The 18,808-nt window shown below is 67.1% G+C and carries 18 protein-coding genes; 11 read left to right on the top strand and 7 right to left on the bottom strand.

What is annotated here, in order from left to right:
• The first annotated feature begins 21 nt into the window (after positions 1-21).
• From fabD to G9Q80_RS00340, 4 genes are all read left to right on the top strand, one after another.
• Complete coding sequence (gene fabD / locus G9Q80_RS00325) at positions 22-963, top strand: ACP S-malonyltransferase (RefSeq protein ID WP_088714033.1); 942 nt, start codon at positions 22-24, stop codon at positions 961-963.
• Positions 964-998: 35 nt separating this feature from the next.
• Positions 999-1,736 (top strand): 3-oxoacyl-[acyl-carrier-protein] reductase, encoded by a 738-nt coding sequence (fabG, locus tag G9Q80_RS00330; RefSeq protein ID WP_043143436.1) that lies wholly within the window; start codon positions 999-1,001, stop codon positions 1,734-1,736.
• A 216-nt stretch (positions 1,737-1,952) separates the two neighbouring features.
• Positions 1,953-2,186 (top strand): acyl carrier protein, encoded by a 234-nt coding sequence (locus G9Q80_RS00335; RefSeq protein WP_043143437.1) that lies wholly within the window; start codon positions 1,953-1,955, stop codon positions 2,184-2,186.
• 104 nt (positions 2,187-2,290) lie between these two features.
• Positions 2,291-3,199 (top strand): AEC family transporter, encoded by a 909-nt coding sequence (locus G9Q80_RS00340; RefSeq protein ID WP_088714032.1) that lies wholly within the window; start codon positions 2,291-2,293, stop codon positions 3,197-3,199.
• A 4-nt stretch (positions 3,200-3,203) separates the two neighbouring features.
• Here G9Q80_RS00340 and mazG read toward each other — a convergent pair whose 3' ends face one another.
• A complete protein-coding gene (gene mazG / locus G9Q80_RS00345; RefSeq protein ID WP_088714031.1) occupies positions 3,204-4,016 on the bottom strand; it encodes a nucleoside triphosphate pyrophosphohydrolase in 813 nt (270 codons plus the stop codon).
• 65 nt (positions 4,017-4,081) lie between these two features.
• Between mazG and G9Q80_RS00350 the strand changes: the two genes are divergently transcribed.
• From G9Q80_RS00350 to G9Q80_RS00380, 7 genes are all read left to right on the top strand, one after another.
• Positions 4,082-5,239, top strand: coding sequence for a M20 aminoacylase family protein (locus G9Q80_RS00350; RefSeq protein ID WP_088714030.1), 1,158 nt, complete (start codon positions 4,082-4,084; stop codon positions 5,237-5,239).
• A gap of 165 nt (positions 5,240-5,404) precedes the next feature.
• On the top strand, positions 5,405-6,568 hold the full coding sequence (locus tag G9Q80_RS00355) for a M20 aminoacylase family protein (RefSeq protein WP_088714029.1): 1,164 nt from the start codon (positions 5,405-5,407) through the stop codon (positions 6,566-6,568).
• Between the two features lie 102 nt (positions 6,569-6,670).
• The gene (gene speB / locus G9Q80_RS00360) at positions 6,671-7,636 is read left to right on the top strand and encodes an agmatinase (RefSeq protein ID WP_088714028.1); all 966 of its coding nucleotides are present in this window, start codon (positions 6,671-6,673) and stop codon (positions 7,634-7,636) included.
• 93 nt (positions 7,637-7,729) lie between these two features.
• Positions 7,730-8,128, top strand: coding sequence for a DUF1499 domain-containing protein (locus G9Q80_RS00365; protein WP_074620819.1), 399 nt, complete (start codon positions 7,730-7,732; stop codon positions 8,126-8,128).
• A gap of 190 nt (positions 8,129-8,318) precedes the next feature.
• Positions 8,319-9,368, top strand: coding sequence for a peptide chain release factor 1 (gene prfA / locus G9Q80_RS00370; RefSeq protein WP_043143755.1), 1,050 nt, complete (start codon positions 8,319-8,321; stop codon positions 9,366-9,368).
• The gene (prmC, locus tag G9Q80_RS00375) at positions 9,331-10,221 is read left to right on the top strand and encodes a peptide chain release factor N(5)-glutamine methyltransferase (protein WP_088714027.1); all 891 of its coding nucleotides are present in this window, start codon (positions 9,331-9,333) and stop codon (positions 10,219-10,221) included. Before prfA ends, prmC begins: the two co-directional genes overlap by 38 nt.
• A gap of 212 nt (positions 10,222-10,433) precedes the next feature.
• On the top strand, positions 10,434-11,231 hold the full coding sequence (locus G9Q80_RS00380; protein ID WP_088714026.1) for a DUF4167 domain-containing protein: 798 nt from the start codon (positions 10,434-10,436) through the stop codon (positions 11,229-11,231).
• Positions 11,232-11,248: 17 nt separating this feature from the next.
• On the opposite strand, the gene rsmA is transcribed toward G9Q80_RS00380, so the two are convergent.
• The 6 genes from rsmA to lptF form a co-directional block, all read right to left on the bottom strand.
• Positions 11,249-12,091, bottom strand: coding sequence for a 16S rRNA (adenine(1518)-N(6)/adenine(1519)-N(6))-dimethyltransferase RsmA (gene rsmA, locus G9Q80_RS00385; RefSeq protein WP_069208831.1), 843 nt, complete (start codon positions 12,089-12,091; stop codon positions 11,249-11,251).
• A 71-nt stretch (positions 12,092-12,162) separates the two neighbouring features.
• Positions 12,163-13,125 (bottom strand): 4-hydroxythreonine-4-phosphate dehydrogenase PdxA, encoded by a 963-nt coding sequence (gene pdxA / locus G9Q80_RS00390; protein ID WP_088714025.1) that lies wholly within the window; start codon positions 13,123-13,125, stop codon positions 12,163-12,165.
• The gene (locus G9Q80_RS00395; protein WP_043143457.1) at positions 13,122-14,345 is read right to left on the bottom strand and encodes a peptidylprolyl isomerase; all 1,224 of its coding nucleotides are present in this window, start codon (positions 14,343-14,345) and stop codon (positions 13,122-13,124) included. Before G9Q80_RS00395 ends, pdxA begins: the two co-directional genes overlap by 4 nt.
• Positions 14,333-16,504, bottom strand: a complete 2,172-nt coding sequence (locus G9Q80_RS00400) for an LPS-assembly protein LptD (protein ID WP_088714024.1) — start codon at positions 16,502-16,504, stop codon at positions 14,333-14,335. The genes G9Q80_RS00395 and G9Q80_RS00400 overlap by 13 nt, the downstream gene beginning before the upstream one ends.
• Positions 16,501-17,595, bottom strand: coding sequence for an LPS export ABC transporter permease LptG (lptG, locus tag G9Q80_RS00405; protein ID WP_088714023.1), 1,095 nt, complete (start codon positions 17,593-17,595; stop codon positions 16,501-16,503). The genes G9Q80_RS00400 and lptG overlap by 4 nt, the downstream gene beginning before the upstream one ends.
• Positions 17,592-18,728 carry an LPS export ABC transporter permease LptF gene (gene lptF, locus G9Q80_RS00410; RefSeq protein ID WP_043143463.1) on the bottom strand — a complete coding sequence of 379 codons (1,137 nt, stop codon included), beginning with the start codon at positions 18,726-18,728 and terminating at the stop codon, positions 17,592-17,594. Before lptF ends, lptG begins: the two co-directional genes overlap by 4 nt.
• Positions 18,729-18,808 lie beyond the last annotated feature (80 nt).

An 18,808-nucleotide genomic window follows, 5' to 3' on the forward strand; every position in this document is an offset into this window, starting at 1 on the left:
TTTCACGGTGAGGAGAGGGGCATGAGCCGCGCATTCATCTTTCCCGGGCAGGGGGCACAGACCATCGGCATGGGCCGCGACCTGGCCGAGGCCTATCCGGCGGCCCGCGCCGTCTTTGACGAGGTCGACGAGGCGCTGGGGGAAAAGCTCTCGGCGCTGATCTGGGACGGCGAGATCGAGACCCTGACCCTCACCCAGAACGCCCAGCCGGCGCTGATGGCCACCTCGATGGCGGCCATGCGCGCGCTCGAGGCCGAGGGCGTGGGCATCGACAAGGCGGCCTTTGTCGCCGGTCACTCGCTGGGGGAGTATTCCGCGCTGACCGCCGCCGGTGCGCTGACCGTCGCCGATGCGGCCCGCCTGCTGCGCAAGCGCGGGCAGGCCATGCAGGCCGCCGTTCCGGTGGGCGAAGGCGCGATGGCGGCTTTGCTGGGGCTGGACCTGGAGGCGGTGCGCAAGGTGGCCGAAGAGGCCGCGCAGGGCGATGTCGTCGCCGCTGCCAATGACAACGATCCCGGCCAGGTGGTGATTTCCGGCCAGAAGGCTGCCGTCGAACGTGCCGTCGAGATCGCCAAAGTGGCGGGCGCCAAACGCGCCGTCATGCTGCCCGTCTCCGCTCCGTTCCACTGCGCCCTGATGCAACCCGCCGCCGAGGAGATGGCAGCGGCACTGGCCGAGGTCACGATCAAGGCGCCCGCCGTTCCGGTGGTTTCGAACGTCGAGGCGGCGCCGGTGAATGATCCCGACCGCATCCGTGCGCTGCTGGAGGCGCAGATTTGCGGCGCGGTCCGCTGGCGCGAATCCGTCGCGCGCATGGTCGAGGACGGGGTCGAGGAGTTCTGGGAAATCGGCGCGGGCAAGGCCTTGTCAGGCATGGTGCGCCGCATCCACCGCCCCGCGACGGTGCGCAACATCGGCACGCCGGCGGATGTGACCGCCGCCGTCGAGGCCGCGCAGGGCTGAGGCCCTGACAAAGGAATGACAGAGAGGAAGCAAGCATGTTCGATCTGACGGGAAAATCCGCGCTGATCACCGGGGCCTCGGGCGGCATCGGCGGGGCCATTGCCAAGGCGCTGCACGGCGCTGGCGCCAACGTGGGCCTGTCTGGCACCCGGGTAGAGCCGCTGGAGGCGCTGGCCGCCGAACTGGGTGAGCGCGCCTTCGTGCTGCCCTGCAAGCTGGACGATGCCGAGGCCGTCGCCGCGCTGCCGAAACAGGCCGCCGAGGCGATGGGCAGCGTCGACATCCTGGTGAACAACGCCGGGATCACCCGTGACAACCTGTTCATGCGCATGTCGGATGACGAATGGCAAAGCGTGCTGGACGTGAACCTGACGGCGACCTTCAAGCTCTGCAAAGGTGTGCTGCGCGGCATGATGAAGTCGCGCTGGGGCCGGATCGTGAACATTTCCTCCGTCGTGGGGGCCACCGGCAATCCCGGGCAGGGCAACTATGCCGCCGCCAAGGCGGGCATGGTGGGCATGTCCAAGTCGCTGGCCTACGAGGTCGCCAGCCGCGGCATCACCGTGAACGCCGTCGCGCCCGGTTTCATCGAGACCGCGATGACCGACAAGCTGACCGATGACCAGAAAAGCGCCATCCTGACCCAGATTCCCACCGGCCGCATGGGCACGCCCGAAGAGATCGCCGCCGGCGTGCTCTACCTGGCCAGCCCCGAGGCGGCTTACGTCACGGGAACCACGTTGCACGTCAACGGCGGCATGGCCATGTTGTAGGCGCCAGAGCCTGTTGCACTGCGGCGTGGGAAAGCGTTTGCCATCCCCGTCGCCTGTGCTATAGGCCGCGCAGATTTCCGGACGGTTGCGTGCCATCGTACGCAGCCGGCCCACCCGGGGTGCCGGGGGATCGAGCCGCCCGTCAGGGCAAAAAGACGCCACGCCACGGGCAGGGCAGAATGGGCGACATGCCCGACAGACTTGTGAGGAAGAGACATGAGCGACATCGCAGATCGCGTGAAGAAGATTGTGGTCGAGCACCTGAGCGTCGAAGAAGAGAAAGTGACGGAATCGGCTTCCTTCATCGACGATCTGGGCGCCGACAGCCTGGACACCGTGGAACTGGTGATGGCCTTCGAAGAAGAGTTCGGCATCGAGATCCCCGACGACGCGGCCGAAACCATCCAGACCTTCGGCGACGCGGTCAAGTTCATCTCGGACGCGCAGTAAGCCGCTCTTTTCACCTGTTCGGGTGAGGATGGAACGGCGTGCCTTCGGGGCGCGCCGTTTTTTCTGTTCCCGGTTTCCGTTCCCGTCACGACAGGGGCCGCCCCGTGCTCTTCATCACGATCTGGCCGCTCTTTGCCCTGATCTGCCTGGGCTATGTCCTGGCCCGCAAGGGGTTTCCGGACGCGGGTTTCTGGCCCGCGGCGGAACGGATCAACTATTTCCTGCTGTTCCCGGCGCTGCTGGTCTCCAGCCTCGTCGATGCGCCGCTGGGCGATCCGCAGATCCTGCGGCTGGGAGCGGCGGCGCTGGTGGTGATCCTGCTGGCGGCGGTTGGTCTTGCGCTGGCCCGGAGGCTCTTTCCGGCGCCGGCGGCCCGGTTCGGTCCCGCGTTGCAGGGGACGGTCCGGTTCAATACCTATCTCGGGCTGGCCGTCACGGCGAGCCTTGCCGGTGACGTCGGTATCGAGAGGGCGGCGGTCTACCTGGCGATCTGCGTGCCCGTGGTCAACGTGCTTTCGATCATGGCGCTGAGCGAACGCGAGGTGCTGGGCCGTCCCGGCGCCCTGGTCCGGACGATGCTGAAGAACCCGTTGATTCTGGCCTGTCTTGCCGGGATCTCGCTGGCGCTGCTGGGCCTGGGTCTTCCCTATGGTCTCGGCACGTTCATGGAGCTGCTGGCGCGGGGCAGCCTCCCGCTGGGACTGCTCTGCGTCGGCGCCGCGCTGCAGCCCCGTGCCCTGGGGCGGGACGGGCTGGTGGTGGGCGGAAACGCCGCGCTGCGCCTTCTTGGGATGCCGATCCTGGCGGCTGGCGTGGCGCTGGTCTTTGGCCTGGACGGCGTCGAGGCGCTGGTCCTGGTGGTCTTTTCCGCCATCCCCACGGCGCCCACGGCCTATGTGCTGACGCGGCAATTGGGCGGGGACGGAACGCTGATGGCGGGTCTGGTCACGGCGCAGACGCTGGCCGCCATCGTCACGATTCCGCTGGTCCTGCTGGTGCTGGGCTACGGCTGAGCGCTCAGCCCTTCTGCGCCTTTTCCACCGCCTTTGCCGCGTCCCAGAGCGCATCCATTTCTTGCAGGTCGCTGTCCTCGGGCCGGCGCCCCTGGTCTGCCAGGGCGGCCTCGATGGCGCCGAACCGGCGGGTGAACTTGGCATTCGCGGCCCGCAAGGCCGCCTCGGGGTCGATCCCCATGTGCCGCCCGAGGTTGGCCATGACAAACAGCAGATCGCCGAATTCCTCGAAGCGATGCGCCGCGTCCTCGGCCTGCCGCAGCTCGTCCATCTCCTCGGCGACCTTGTCCATGACCTCGTCAGTGGTGGGCCAGTCGAACCCCACGCGCGCCGCCCGTTTCTGCAGTTTGACCGCGCGCAACAGCGCCGGCAGACCCAGCGCCACACCGTCCAGAACGCCGCTTTCGGCCTTGGCGGCGCGTTCGGCGGCCTTGATCGTCTCCCAGTCGCGGGTCTGCTGGTCGGCGCTCTTGTCCCGGCTCTCGTCACCGAAGACATGCGGATGCCGCGCCACCATCTTGTCCGACATGCCGTCGGCCACCTCGTCGAAGGTGAAGAGCCCGGCCTCATCGGCCATCTGCGCATGAAAGACCGACTGGAACAGCAGGTCTCCCAGCTCTCCCTTCAGCTCGTCCCAGGATTCGCGCTCGATCGCGTCCGATACCTCGTAGGCCTCTTCGATCGTGTAGGGCGCGATTGTGGCGAAGGTCTGCTCCAGGTCCCAGGGACAGCCCGTTTCGGGATCGCGCAGCCGCCGCATGATTTCCAGCAAGCGGGGCATCCCGCCCTTCGGGTCATGGATCAGGTCGTCGCTCATTGCATCCGCTCCGGCTTTGGCCTCTATGTCCCCGACATGCGGGAACACGACAGGGGAGTCCAGTCATGGCGGTGGTAAACAGGATCGCAGGCTTTGCCGAGGAAATGACCGGGTGGCGCCGCCATCTGCACATGCACCCCGAGCTGTGCCTGCAATGCCACGAGACGGCGCGCTTTGTCGTCGCCCGACTGCGCGAAATGGGCATCACCGAGATCCACGAGGGCATTGCGACAAGCGGCGTGGTGGCGGTGATCGAAGGGCAGGGACCGGGACCCGTGACAGGGCTGCGCGCAGACATGGACGCCCTGCCCATGCAGGAAGAGACCGGCGCCCAATGGGCCAGCACCGTGCCGGGCCGGATGCATGCCTGCGGCCATGACGGTCATACGGCCATGTTGCTGGGCGCCGCGAAATACCTGTCTGTAACGCGCCGGTTCACTGGCCGCGTCGTGCTGATCTTTCAACCGGCCGAGGAAAGCGTTGGCGGCGGGCGGATCATGGTCGAGGAAGGGATCATGGACCGGTTCGGCGTCGAGGAGGTCTACGCCCTGCACACCGACCCCTTTGGTGAGCTGGGAGAATTCCGGACCTGTCCCGGGCCGATCATGGGATCGGTGGATGATTTCACCCTGCGCATTCGCGGGCAGGGCGGTCACGCCGCCTATCCCGAGACCTGCCGTGACCCGATGCCCGCCGCACTTGCCATCGGCCAGGCGCTGCAGACGGTGGTCTCGCGCAACACCGATCCGCTGGGGTCGTTGGTGGTCTCGCTCACCATGTTCCACGGCGGTACCGCCACCAACATCATCCCCGAGGAGGTCACGCTGGGCGGCACCGTCCGAAGCCTCACCCCGCAGGTGCGTGACATGGCCGAAGACCGCATCCGCCGGATCGCGACCCGCGTCGCCGAGGGCTACGATGTCGAGGCGCTGCTGGACTACCGGCGCAGCTATCCGCCGACCATCAACCACGATGACCAGACGCGCTTTGCTGTGGATATCGCGCGCGAGGTCTCTTCGCGCGTCGTCGACGACCTGCCGCCGGAAATGGGGGCAGAGGATTTCTCCTACATGCTCGAGGCGCGGCCGGGCGCCTTTCTCTTCCTCGGACAGGGGATCGGCCCGTCTGCGCATCATCCGGCCTTCGACTTCAACGATGCGGTGGCCCCCATCGGCGCCAGTTTCTTTGCCCGGTTGATCGAGAAACGTCACGCGCTGGGGTGAGTGTCGCAACATTTTGGGTTTTTTACCCAAGAAGAAGCAGGGCGCGCGCCCCTGGTTTCTTCTTGGGTGAAATACCCCAATTCGACCTTGGCAAACCGCGCGCCGTCCTGCCCCTTTTCAATGCCGCGCCAAGCAGGCAGTCTGATGCCCAAAGGAGACCCGCCCATGCCCATCGTCAATTCCATCGCCGCGCTCGAACCCGAGATGACCGCCTGGCGGCGTCACCTGCATCAGCACCCGGAACTGGGACTGGACTGTTACAAGACCGCGGAATTCGTGGTGGACAAGCTCAAGGGCTTCGGCATCACCGAGATCCATACCGGTATCGCGCGCACCGGCGTTGTCGCCATCATCGAAGGGCAGGGGCCGGGCCGCACCATCGGGCTGCGCGCGGACATGGATGCCCTGCCGATGGAGGATCTCTCGGGGACGGACCATGCCTCGACAGTGCCGGGCATGGCCCATACCTGTGGCCATGACGGGCATACGACCATGCTGCTGGGCGCGGCGAAATACCTGGCCGAGACGCGCAATTTCTCGGGTAAGGTGGCGCTGATCTTCCAGCCCGCCGAGGAAAACGAGGGCGGCGGGCGCATCATGGTCGAAGAGGGCATGATGGACCGGTTCGGCATCGACGAGGTCTATGGCATCCACAACATGCCCGGAGGAGCGGTGGGGCATATGCACACCAACCGCGGCGCGCTGCTGGCGGGGGTGGACGAGTTCACGATCAAGATCACCGGGCAGGGCGGGCATGGTGCCATGCCCTTCCAGACCCGCGACCCCGTGGTCTGTGCCGCCTCGATGGTTCAGGCGCTGCAGACCATCGTCAGCCGGAACGTCGACGCGCTGGACCGGCTGGTGGTCAGCGTCACCCAGATCCACACCGGCAGCGCCATGAACATCGTGCCGGAAACCGCCCTGCTGAACGGTACCGTGCGCTATTTCGACAAGGACGTGCAGGCCGTGGTCAAGACCCGCATGGGTGAGATCGCCGAGTTCCAGGCCAGGAGCTTCGGCATGAGCGCCGAACTGGACTACATCGAAGGCTATCCACCGACGATCAACCACCCGGAGCAGGCGGAATTCGCGGCAGGGGTCGCGCGCGAGGTCGTCGGCGCCGAGGCCGTCGACCTGGACGCGCCGCCGATCATGCCGGGCGAGGATTTCTCCTACATGCTGGAGGCCCGGCCCGGGGCCTATCTCTTCCTGGGCCAGGGAGACACGCCGGTCTGCCACCACCCGCAGTACGATTTCAACGACCAGATAGCGCCGGTGGGGGCCAGCTTTTTCGCCCGCCTCGTGGAAAAGGCCTTGCCGCTGGGCTGACCCTGCGTGTTTCCTTGGGCTAAAATACCTCCGGGGTGAGTGCGCGCCTGGCGCACAGAGGGGGCTGCGTCCCCTTTCCCCGCCATCAACAGGACCAACCGCATGAGCCTTGAAGACGCCAAGCGCCAGATCGACCACGCCTTCACCCGCGAGGACCTCAAGGGACCGTCCTTCGAGAACGTCTTTGCCGGCGCGCCGTCTTTCCTGCGACGCAAGTACACCAAGGACCTGGCGGGTGTGGACATCGCCGTGACGGGCCTGCCCTTCGACCAGGCGGTGACCAACCGGCCCGGTACGCGGCTGGGGCCGCGCGCGATCCGCGAGGCCTCGCTGCTGCAACCCTGCGATGCGCCCTACGGCTGGGGCTATGACGTGTTGTCAGAGTTCGCCATCGCGGATTACGGCGACATGGCCTTCGACTATGCCATGCCCTCGGAGGTACCGGCGAAGATCGCGCAACATGTGGGCGGCATCCTGGACGCGGGGGCGGCCTGTGTCGTGCTGGGCGGCGATCACTCGGTCACGCATGGCTGCCTGCGCGCCCATGCCGAGAAACACGGGCCGCTGAGCGTGATCCAGTTCGATGCCCATACGGACACCTGGGCCGACGACGATGCCACGCGGGTCGATCACGGGACCTTCATGTACAAGGCCGCGAAAGAGGGGATCGTGGTGCCGGAACGCTCGGTCCAGATCGGCATTCGGACGGACAATCCGGATACCATGGGCTTCAACATCCTGGACGCGCGGCAGGTGCACCGGGACGGGCCCGAGCGGATCGCCGAGCGGGTACACGAGATCGTGGGCGCCCAGCCCTGTTACATCACCTTCGACATCGACGCCCTGGACCCGGCCTTTGCGCCGGGCACCGGCACGCCGGTTTGGGGTGGGCTCAGCAGCCACCAGGCCGCGGTGATCCTGCGCCACCTGGCGGGCATCGACATGAAAGGCGGCGACGTGGTCGAGGTCTCTCCGCCCTTCGATACCACCGGGGCAACGGCGGTGGCGGCGGCGCATGTCGGCATGGAACTGCTGTGTCTCTGGGGTTGGACGCGGCGGGCACGGTGACGTGACGGGGTGTTGCGAAACCTTGGCTTTCAGAATCGGGCGGGGGCGTGGCATGCCCCCTGCCAAGGGTTAATCCGGAGATAGAGACAGCAGGTGCGCTTGGTATTCCTCATCCTTTTGCTTGTGATCCTGGGCGGGCTGGCCTGGATCCGCCTGGCACCTTCGGACCCGGCGGTCTGGCACGTCGATCCCAAGGTGACGGCCGACCAGGACCTGGCCGCGGGGGTGCGCCGGCGCATCGCTGCGGGCGACGACGGCTTTGCCCGTCTGCACGCGATCATCCTTGAAACCCCCCGGACAGAGGTCCTGGCGGGCAGCGTCGCGGAGGGGCAGGTCACCTACATCACGCGCTCCTTGTGGATGGGGTTCCCGGATTACACCACCGTGCGCCAGAACGGCGACGTGCTCGAGCTTTGGGCGCGGGCGCGGTTCGGGCAGTCGGACCTGGGCGTGAACCGGGCGCGTGTGGATGACTGGCTGGGCCGGTTGTAGGCCCGAGACCGCACGGTTTTCGGCGCAGGTCTGACGGCGCTTGTCCCGGCGGCGCCGGGACTACGCCGCGCCCGCCGTCCCGTCGACGGCGGGTGCCGTGTGGCATTCGCTTGCGGTGTCGCCGGTGAACAGGCCCGGCGCCTGTGCGCGGCGGCTTGACGGCCCGCGCGGGATGGGCAATGCATCCCGGATGATCCCGACAGAGCGACTCCAACAGATCAAGGAACGGCTGGAATACGTCGAGGCCCGCATGTCCGCGGGTGAGGGCGATATTGCCGCGCTGGGCCGTGAATATGCCGAACTGCGCCCCGTGGTCAGCCAGATCGCCGAATGGGAGCGGCTGGTGGCCGAGATCGCCGAGGCGGAGGCGCTGTTGGCCGATCCCGAGATGAAGGCCCTGGCCGAGGAAGAGCTGCCGGACCTGCGCGCGCGCCTCCCCGAGGCCGAGCACGCGGTCCAGCTGGCGCTCTTGCCGCGCGATGCGGCCGATGCGCGGCCCGCCATGCTGGAGATCCGCCCCGGCACCGGCGGTGACGAGGCGGCGCTGTTCGCGGGTGACCTGGCGCGCATGTACCAGCGCTATGCCGAGGCCAAGGGCTGGCGCTGGGAAGTGGTCGAGGAGCAGCTCTCGGAACTGGGCGGCGTGCGCGAACTGGTGGTGCGGATCGCCGGAGAGGGCGTCTTTGCCCGGCTGAAATACGAAAGCGGCGTGCATCGGGTGCAACGCGTGCCCGAGACGGAATCGGGCGGGCGCATCCATACTTCTGCCGCCACCGTTGCCGTGCTGCCCGAGGCCGAAGAGGTCGACATCCGGATCGACGCGAATGATCTGCGCATCGACACCATGCGGTCGTCCGGGGCGGGCGGCCAGCACGTCAACACCACGGATTCGGCGGTGCGCATCACCCATATCCCCACCGGCATCGTGGTCACGAGCTCGGAGAAAAGCCAGCACCGCAACCGCGAGATCGCCATGCAGGTGCTGCGCGCGCGGCTGTTCGACCAACAGCGCCAGCAGGCCGACGCGGAACGCTCTGCCGACCGCAAGGCGCAGGTGGGCTCTGGCGACCGGTCCGAACGCATCCGAACCTACAACTTCCCGCAGGGCCGGCTGACCGATCACCGTATCGGGCTGACGCTGTACCGGCTGGAGCAGGTCATGGCCGGCGACCTCGACGAGATCGTCGATGCCTTGACCGCCCATGCCCAGGCCGCGCAACTGGCCGAGATGGAGGGCTGAGGCCTTGGCACGCGGATCCGATCTGCTGGCACGCGCCACCGCGCGACTGGTCGTGGCAGAGGTGCCGGACCCGGGGCGCGACGCCCGGCGGCTGATGGCGCATGTGCTCAAGGTGCCGCCCGGGCGGTTGACGCTGTTCCTGCCGGAGCCCGTTGACCCCGAGCTGGAGGTGGTCTTCCTGACCCTGGTCGAACGCCGCGCCGACCGCGTGCCGGTCAGCCACCTGGTCGGGCGCCGGGCCTTCTACGGGCGCGATTTCCTGGTCACCCCCGAGGCGCTGGACCCGCGCCCCGAGACGGAAACCCTGATCGAGGTGGCCCTGACCGAACCTTTTGCCACGGTGCTGGATCTTGGCACCGGGTCCGGCTGCATCCTGCTGACGTTGCTGGCGGAACGCGAAGGCACGGTGGGCCTGGGCACGGATCTCAGCCCGCCGGCGCTGAACGTGGCCTATTGGAACCGCAACGCGCTGGGGCTGGAGGCGCGGGCGGACCTGCGTGAGGGCAGCTGGTACGAGGCGCTGACACCGGCGGACGGCGAGTTCGACCTCGTGGTGTCGAACCCGCCCTATATCGCGGTGAACGAGATGCCCTTTCTCGCCCCCGAGGTACGCGAACACGAACCGCGCCTGGCCCTCACCGACGAGGGCGACGGGCTGAGCGCCTATCGGGCCATCCTGGCGGGACTGAACTGCGTGCTGGCGCCCGGCGGACGGCTGATCGTGGAAATCGGCGCGGCCCAGGGCATGGCGGTGTCGAAACTGTTCACGCAGGCCGGTCTGCGCGGCGTGCGGGTGATCCCGGACCTTGCGGGGCGCGACAGGGTGGTGTTGGGGACACGCAGCCCCGGATAACGACATTTTCCTGCCGAATATGACGGTTTTTCGGCATTTTGACTTGTCTCTGCGCGGGCCATATGCATATTCATGGACAGTTGATCAGTCGAATGGCCTTCGGCCAATCCCGATCAACGACAAGCCAACATGAAGGTGACCCTACCGGATTGGCGCAGGATGCGCCGTAACCTGTCACCAAGCCGTCGAAATAAGGCTGGAAACCAGACAACATGCGTTCTTCCAAATCCCGCTCGCGGAACAAGAACAACCGCAACCGCAACTCGCTGGGCAACGTCGTCAACCGTGTGTTCGACAGCAACGGCCCCGAGGGCAAGGTGCGCGGTACGCCGCAGCAGATCATAGACAAATACAATCAATTGGCCCGCGACTCCGCACTTGGCAACGACCGCGTGGCAACCGAAAACTTTCAGCAGCACGCAGAACACTACCTCCGGATGTTGGGAGAGGCGCAGCGCGAACAGGAACAGCGCCGCGAGCAGCAGGAACGGGAAAACCGCGACCGCCAGGCACAGCGCGACCGCGACCGCCAGCAGCGCGACGGGGGCGAGGCCGACAAGAGCGACCGCCCCGAGAAATCCGACAGGCCCGAGCGTACGGACAAGCCTGAAAAGGCTGACAAGCCCGCCCGCAAGGAGCGCGCGCCCCAGCAACAGCCTGAAACCGCCTCTATGGACTCCGACGTGGTCGATTTCGGTGCCGAGGACGACGGGCCCGGCCTGGTCGATACACCCGAGTCGCGTGCCGAGGCACAGCCCGAGGTAAAGACCCCGGCCAGGGAACCCGCCAAGGCGCCCGAACCCGCGAAGGCAGCCGAACCTGCCAAGGCACCGGAAGAGGCCGCCCCCGCCGAGGAGGCGCCCGCCAAGGCCGAGGAAAAACCCAAGAAGCCGCGCGCTCCGCGCAAACCCCGCAAAAAGCCCGAGCCCAAAGCCGCGGAGGCCGATGAGGCCCCCGCCGCAAGCGCCCCGGCCGAGGGCGACAGCTCGACCCCGGACGCCGCCGAGTAAGACCGGCGCCGGGGCGCTCAGCCTGCGGCGAGACTGCGGGCCAGCGCGCAGAAGGCTTCCAGCGGAACGCGTTCGGCGCGTTCCGTCGGCGCGATGCCTGCTGCGGCCAGGTGATCCTCGATCTGCGGCGACAGTCCCTTCAGCGCCGCACGCAGCATCTTGCGCCGCTGGTTGAAGGCCGCAGCGACCACCCGTTCCAGCACCTTCGCATCCGCCTCGAACCGCGGCGCGGGCAGGGCGGTCAGATGCACCACGGCAGAGCTGACCTTGGGCGGCGGGGTAAAGGCCCCCGGCGGAAGAGTCAGGGCGATGCGCGCGTCGCAGCGCCATTGCGCCAACAGGGCAAGGCGGCCATAGGCCTTTGACCCCGGCTCTGCCACGATGCGTTCGGCGACTTCCTTCTGGAACATCAGCGTGAGCGATTTCCAGGCCGGTGGCCAATCGCGCGGCGTCAGCCAGCGCACCAGCAGTTCCGTGCCGACGTTGTAGGGCAGGTTGGCGCAGATCGCATAGGGCGCGACCAGATGCGCCGAGGGGTCGATCTCCAGCGCGTCGCCCTCGATCACCTCCAGGCGCCCGGGATAGGCGGCCGCGATCTCCCCCAGCGCGGGCAGGCAGCGTGCATCCTTTTCCACCGCCAGCACCTTGCGGGCGCCCTCGGCCAGCAGGCCACGGGTCAACCCGCCGGGACCGGGGCCCACCTCCAGCACGTCGGTTTCGCTCAGGTCGCCCGCCACCCGGGCGATCCGCGCCGTCAGGTTCAGGTCCAGCAGAAAGTTCTGCCCCAGCGACTTGCGCGCCGAAAGCTGGTGCTGCGCGATCACCTCGCGCAAGGGGGGAAGGTCGTCGATCCGGCTCATGTCTTCTTTGGTTTTCCAAATACCTCGGGGGAATTGGCCGAAGGCCAAGGGGGCAGAGCCCCAATCGCCGGTCAGGCGGTGCTCAACCGTGCCGCCATGCGCAATGCCGCCAGTGTCGACGAGGGGTTGGCCAGACCCTTGCCCGCGATGTCGAAGGCGGTGCCATGATCGGGCGAGGTGCGCACGAAGGGCAGGCCCAGGGTGACGTTCACGCCCTCGTCGAAATCCAGCGTCTTGATCGGGATCAGCGCCTGGTCGTGGTACATGCAGATCGCCGCGTCATAGCCCGCGCGGGCGCGTTCGTGGAACATGGTGTCACCCGGCAGGGGGCCGCGCAGATCCATGCCCTCGGCCCGCAGGCGATCCAGGACCGGGGCGATCACTGCGGCGTCCTCCTTGCCCATGCGCCCGCCTTCGCCGGCATGGGGGTTCAGACCGGCAACGGCGAGCCGTGGCTTGGCGATGCCGAACTGGGACACCAGCGCCGCGCGGGTGATGCCGATGCGCCGTTCCAGCAGCCCGGGCGTCAGGGCGGCGGGCACATCGGCGATGGCGATATGGATCGTCACCGGCACGACGCGCAGCCGGTCCGATGCCAGCATCATGACCACCTCGTCGGCGCCGGCCAGATGGGCCAGGAACTCGGTATGGCCGGGAAAGGCGAACCCGGCGCCCTCGGCCAGGGCCTGCTTGTGAATGGGCAACGTGCAAAGCGCAGAGGCCTTGCCGGACTGTACCAACCGCACGCCTTCTTCGATGGCGCGGATCACGCCAGCGGCATGAGCCGCCTGCGGCGTGCCCGGAACGCGCGGGCCAGGCATTGAGATCGGCCAGACCGGCAGGCCCCCGGCGCAGCGCTCCGCCGCCTCGGCTGGGTCCTGCAGCACGACATGGGGCACCTTGCCCGGCAGGTGGGCGGGGTCTCCGATCCAGAAGAACGGAAGGTCCGTGCCCAGGGCCGTCCAGGCGGCTTCGGCCAGTTCGGGGCCAATACCCGCCGGTTCGCCACAGCTCAGCGCGACGGGGCGGCTCATCTCTCGACGATGAGGGCGTCGGCGCGCAGCTGCGACAGGTAGCCGTCGGCCAGCTTGGCCAGCCGCTGGTTGCGCAGGCCCACGGTGATCTGGGTCCGGTCCACGTCTTCCTGGATCTCTGCCGAACGTCCGCAGAGCATCAGGAAGACCAGCGTCTGCCCGCCCGACCGGGTCAGCGTGGTCGAAACCTCGCCCGGGTCCAGCTTGGACAGTTCCAGGGCGATGTCGGTGGGCAGGTCGGCCACCGGCAGCGTGCCGCGTTCCAGCACCTCGGGCGGCTGTCCCTTGGCGATGCCATAAAGATCGTCGCAGCGGTCGACGCGGCCCTCGATCTCGCGCGCCTTGGCCAGGGTCTCGGCAGACCGTCCGCCGGGCATGTAGTAGGCGGCATATTCCACCGCGCTGACCTTGGCCGGGGTATAGCCGGTTTCCTGCACGTCGCGCATCTGGAACAGCGCGATGGCGCCGTCCAGCGGGATCGGGGCGGTCACTTCGCCCGGGGCAAGGCCCAGCAGCAGCGGTTGCAGCGGCGGCGGCAGCTCGGAGAGGTCACGCCAGGGCAGGCGGCCGCCGTCCTGGCGGGTGGCAGTCGCGGAATACTGGCGTGCCTCGGCGGCAAAGGCGCCAAAGCTCTTGATCTGGGAAATCCGCTCGGCGCGGGCGCGCACCGCGTCTTCCTCGCCGGGGCGGACGGGCATGATGATCTCGGAGAGCAGAACGCGCACGGTGCTGCCGGTGCCCTGCTGCGACAGGGCGCGGTCGATCTCGTCCTCGGAGACGGTGGCGCGGGCGCCGAACCGCGCCTGCACCAACTGGCGCCAGCTGAGGCCGGAGTGCACGAAGTCGCGGAAGGTTTGCTCGGCCACACCCTCGGCGCCAAGCGCGGCGACGAACTGGTCTCGGGTCATGCCGGCGCGACCGGCGAATTCCGTCATGCCATCGAGGATTTCCTCGTCGGTCGGACGGATGCCGCTGTCGCGGGCGGCCTGCAGGCGCAGGCGGTCATCGACCAGTTGTTCGCGGGCCAGCTTGTCCAGGTCGCCCGGGGCGCTCAGGACCTGCAGCATGCGCTTGCGCTGCTGCAGTTCGTAGTTGGTGATGACGCTGTCGTTTACCTGTATCGCCGGGGCAAAGAGGTTTTGCGCGGCCAGCGGCGCCGGTGCCGCGGCAAGCGTCAGGACCGCGAGAAACGGTGCGAGCAGACGGGTCAGAACGAACATGTGCGGCGGTACTCCTTGCCACTGTTGCCGGCGCCGAACCCTGTCAGCGCGATGGTCAGATCGAAATCGGTGGACGGTTCGACAATGGAGGAAGAGGCGTAGTCCCGCGTCACCTGGAAGTCCACCTGGATGCATTCGTTGCGGTATTGCAGCCCAAGCCCGACCCGGTCAACCCGCTGGTCGGCCAGATCGTAGCGGGCCTCGCTGGAGGTGGACCAGTGACGGTTCAATTGATAGCGACCGTCGAAGGTCCATTCCGACTGTGTCTGGTCGCGATCCTCGTCCGCATCCGGGACCAGCAGCAGGTAGGAGGCCCCCAGGTCCATGCGGGTGGTCGACCAGCCGGCGCGGGCCTCGGCCTTGGAAAAACTGCCGTCATGGTCCAGCAGCCCGCGCGCCGAGAGCGTAAGACCAAGCGGATTGGCAAAGCGCCCGGCGATCAGCAGGTCTGAGGTGGTGCCGGTCAGCCCGGACGAGCGCGAGAAATCCGTATCGGCGGTTTCGCGCCAGATCCTGCCAAAGGTCAGCGCGGCGGACCATCCGTCCGGCGCCTGGTGCAGCCAGCGCACCCCGGCGGCCAGCGTCGCACCGTGTTCGCGCCGGTCGCTGGCGGGAAAGCGCGACAGGGACAGCAGGTTGGCCTCGTCGAACTCGACCCGGGTGCTTTCGTCGTTTGGATTGCGCAGCCGTTCGCCGCCGACCCAGCCGAACTGCAGCACGGGTTCCAGCAGGGTGCGCCCGCCGGCGGGGCCCTGGCGCTGCATCGGATAGCGGAATTCCGCCGCGATGCCGGGTATGGCGCGGCTGACCTCGGCGTCCGAGGTCACGTCCTGTTCGGTCAGGTAGTGATCCACCCAAAGATGCGTCGACAGGCCGGCGCGGATGCCGCCGGGCAGGGTCCAGCGGTTGCGCCAGCTCATCTCGGCGTTGATGCGCGTCACGTCACGGCCATCGACCTCGTCGTCGGCATCGGGGCCGTCGGTATCGTTCTTCGACTGCCGCAGGTGGCCGTGGGTTTCGGCGGCCAGGCGGAGCTCTCCGCCGACGAGCCCGGGAAAGAACCGGCGTTCCAGCCGGTAGTCCGCGACAAAGCGCGGCTGGGTCGAATTGCTCTCGAAGTCACGCAGCGTCCGGTAGTTCCGGACGCTGGTCTGCATGAAGCTGTTGTAGGTGATCCTGGACAGCGACAGGTCGCTGGCCAGCCTGTCCTTGTTGTCCAGCCCGTAGTCGTAGAGATAGGAATCGTCCGAGATCGACTTGAGGTTGAACGACAGCTTGTAGTCCCGCGGGAGGCGGAAATTGCCGTTGGCAAAGAGGTATCCGCGCGGACCGTCATCCACCAGCGTGTCGGACGTCAGCCCGCCCAGCAGCGTCAGCTGGCCGCTGCGGTAGGCCCGCCGATAGCGGAATTCCAGCGTCCGAGTCTTGGGCGACAGGTAGGGGGTCAGGGTAAGGTCCTGATGACGCCCGATCGGAATGAAGTAGGGCGTCTTGATGCCAAGGCCGAGGCGCGAGCTGCTGTGGATCGTCGGGATCAGGAATCCGCGGGCGCGCTTCAGCGTCGGGTCCGGCAGGCGCAGCCGGGGAAAGTAGAAGACCGGCACGTCCAGCACGCGCAACTGCGCGTCGTCAAAGTACATCTGGCGTTCCAGCTGGTCATGCACGACCCGCGAGGCGCGGATCTGCCACAGCGGCACGCGGTTCTTGCCGCAGACCTGGCACGAGGTGACGGCGACGCGGCTCAGCTGGGTGAAACGGCCCTCGACCCGGCGCGCCTCGACAGAGGCCAGTTGCAACTGCTGGTCCAGGACCATGCGCGCCCCGGACAACAAGCCGTTGCGAAAGCCCTGGTCCATTTCGGCATAGGTGGCGGTGATGACATTGCCGTCGGCGTCGATGATCCGGATCGGTCCGTCGATCACAAGCTGGTCGGTGGACTGGTCATAGACGATGCGCTCTGCCGTCAGCCGCAGCCCGTCATGAAAGGCCTCGACATTGCCGGTGGCCACGAGGCGGCTGTCCGCCTCGACATAGACGTTGTCCGCGACCAGCATCGCCGGATCGGCCATGTCTTCGCCGTTGTCCTGGGCGCCGGCGGGCAGGGCCAGAAAGGTGAGGGCCGCAAGGAGACGGGCCAGGCATGTCAGCACGCGTGTCATCCGTCCTCCATATGCAAGACCAACCCCATTGCAAGGAGAACGGATGCAACCGGTGGCACCCAGGCAGCAACAAGTGGTGCCAGTTGACCGTTTTCCCCCATGATCTGGGCGAAACTTCGCACATAATACAGACCGAATCCAAGCAGGACCGCCGAGAGGATCGCGATTCCCGTCCGTCCGAGGCGCGTGGGCCGCATGGTGAAGGCCGCGCCGATCAGGGTCATCGCCACCAGGAACAGCGGGCGTGACAGTTCCATGTGCATCCAGACGATGTAGCGGCGCGCGGAAAACCCCGAGGATTCAAGGCCCTGGATAAAGGCGGGCAGATCCCAGATCGCCACCGCCGAAGGTTTGCCGAACCGGTCGCGGATGCTGTCCTGGGTCAGGGTCGAGGGCAGGCGCAACTCGTCGTGCAGCTTGGCGCCGGACTCGGGGTTCAGGCCCGCGGTCAGCGGCCAGGCCTTGGCATCGTTCAGCACCCAGTAGCCATCCGACAGGTGCGCGCGATCAGCCTGAATGCGGGTCGCAGGACCGCCGCCCGGGGCATAGACCACGATCGAGACGTCAAAGAGCAGGGTCGCCTCGGCATTGGCGCGCGCGGCATGGATCACGGCCTGGCCCTCGTCGCCGCCCTGGCGCAGCCACAGACCCTCGGGGCCGATGGACAGGGCAGAGGCGCTGCCGCTCTCATAGGTCTCGCGCAGCTCCGTATAGCGTTTCGAGGTCGCCGAAACGATAGGGTTCAGCAGGCCCACCACCAGCCCGCCGATCAGCAGGGCCACCACCACCGGCGCCATGAGCGCGGTGACGCCGGACCGTCCGCTGGCCCGCGTGACCACCAGCTCCGACGAACGTGCAAGGCCTAGGAACAGCGCCACGGTCGAGAGGATCATCACCAGCGGCACGATCTCGTAGATGCCGCTGGGCAGTTTCATCAGCGTCACTTGCACCACCTGGCCAAAGCTGACGCTGTCGTCGAAACGGCGCATTTCCTCGATCAGGTCCAGGAGGCCCTGGAACAGGGCGAAGATCCCGAAGACCGTCTGAAACATCCAGAGATAGCGCCGGGCAAAGTAGAAATGCAGGGTCATGCGGCGGCCTCCTGGCTGGGCGCGCGCCTGCGCCTTGGCCGGTAGGTGCGCGATGCCTGCCATAGCAGGACCCAGACCACGGACAGCCCGATGACACTGGGCAGGTAGACCAGCGGCCAGATCGTGTGATCGGCGCGCACCGGGTCCGTCACCAGGCTTTCGACCAGTTTGACCAGCACCAGAAGGCCGATGGCAAAGACGATCTGCCGGGTCACGCCAAAGCGCGAATACCCACCCACCATCAGCGCCGCGTAGCCGATCAGCGGCGCAACCATGACCAGCAGCGCCAGCTGGAACCGCAGGTGGCCTTCCTCGACGGCCTCTCCAGGCGTGTCGCGGGCCTCTTCGGCCGCGGCGATCGGCTGGGTGATCAGCTCCCAGGTGGGCATGTAGTTCAGGCGCCGGCTGTTCGGTCGCCCGGCGATCACCAGTTCCGAGACGTCATAGACCAGGTCGCTGAAATTCGTGGTCGAAAGGCGGCGGCTTTCCAGGTTCATCGTCTGGGCCATGCCCGACAGCATGACCAGCTTTGGCCCTTCCTCGTCGTTGATCAGGTAGGCCTGTTCCGAGGTGTAGGTCACGTCGCGCCCGGGAGTGCGACGGTCGGACAGGACGACATCGCGCAATTCGCCCTGTTCCGTGATGTCGCGGATGTAGAAGGTCACGCCATCCACCGGGTGCAGGAAGACGCCGTCGCGCAGCAGGCGCGCGCTGACCGATCCCGACAGCGCCTTTTCGCGGATGCGCAACTGTTCCAGCGATTTCGGCACCAGAAGATGCGTCAGCACCGACATCATCAGAGCCACGATGATCCCGAAGATCAGCACCGGCCGGGCCAGCCGCCAGGGGGAATAGCCGGTTGCCTGCACCACAGTCAGCTCGCTGTCGGAACTCAGCCGGTTGGTGACATAGACCGCCGCCGCGAAACTGGCCAAGGGCAGAACCTGGGCGATCACCGCCGGCAGCGACAGGGCGGTGAACTCCATCACCACGCGCACCGAATGGCCGTCGGAAATCAACTGGTCAAAGACCGCAACGGCCTTGTTCACCCAGTACACAGCCACAAGGACTAGGGCGAAAAAGCCGAACACCACCATCAGTTGCGACAGGACATATCTGTCGAATCTCTGCAAAGGCTTGGTCCCCCCAGACCCGTCCAATGGCGGCACGCTACCCCATCGCGCGGAATTGGGAAAGGTGGCTCTGGTCAACC

Origin of the sequence: Mameliella sp. LZ-28 (assembly GCF_012274245.1) — a bacterium.
Classification (GTDB): domain Bacteria; phylum Pseudomonadota; class Alphaproteobacteria; order Rhodobacterales; family Rhodobacteraceae; genus Antarctobacter; species Antarctobacter albus.

Coding starts and splice junctions, on each gene's coding strand:
- pdxA (WP_088714025.1), bottom strand. CDS start 13,125: ATGAGCCGCCCCGTCGCGCTGAGCTGTGGCGAACCGGCGGGTATTGGC.
- prfA (WP_043143755.1), top strand. CDS start 8,319: ATGATCCCGACAGAGCGACTCCAACAGATCAAGGAACGGCTGGAATAC.
- fabD (WP_088714033.1), top strand. CDS start 22: ATGAGCCGCGCATTCATCTTTCCCGGGCAGGGGGCACAGACCATCGGC.
- lptG (WP_088714023.1), bottom strand. CDS start 17,595: ATGACCCTGCATTTCTACTTTGCCCGGCGCTATCTCTGGATGTTTCAG.
- mazG (WP_088714031.1), bottom strand. CDS start 4,016: ATGAGCGACGACCTGATCCATGACCCGAAGGGCGGGATGCCCCGCTTG.
- G9Q80_RS00335 (WP_043143437.1), top strand. CDS start 1,953: ATGAGCGACATCGCAGATCGCGTGAAGAAGATTGTGGTCGAGCACCTG.
- speB (WP_088714028.1), top strand. CDS start 6,671: ATGAGCCTTGAAGACGCCAAGCGCCAGATCGACCACGCCTTCACCCGC.
- G9Q80_RS00350 (WP_088714030.1), top strand. CDS start 4,082: ATGGCGGTGGTAAACAGGATCGCAGGCTTTGCCGAGGAAATGACCGGG.
- fabG (WP_043143436.1), top strand. CDS start 999: ATGTTCGATCTGACGGGAAAATCCGCGCTGATCACCGGGGCCTCGGGC.
- G9Q80_RS00400 (WP_088714024.1), bottom strand. CDS start 16,504: ATGACACGCGTGCTGACATGCCTGGCCCGTCTCCTTGCGGCCCTCACC.
- prmC (WP_088714027.1), top strand. CDS start 9,331: ATGCCCAGGCCGCGCAACTGGCCGAGATGGAGGGCTGAGGCCTTGGCA.
- G9Q80_RS00395 (WP_043143457.1), bottom strand. CDS start 14,345: ATGTTCGTTCTGACCCGTCTGCTCGCACCGTTTCTCGCGGTCCTGACG.
- G9Q80_RS00355 (WP_088714029.1), top strand. CDS start 5,405: ATGCCCATCGTCAATTCCATCGCCGCGCTCGAACCCGAGATGACCGCC.
- rsmA (WP_069208831.1), bottom strand. CDS start 12,091: ATGAGCCGGATCGACGACCTTCCCCCCTTGCGCGAGGTGATCGCGCAG.
- G9Q80_RS00380 (WP_088714026.1), top strand. CDS start 10,434: ATGCGTTCTTCCAAATCCCGCTCGCGGAACAAGAACAACCGCAACCGC.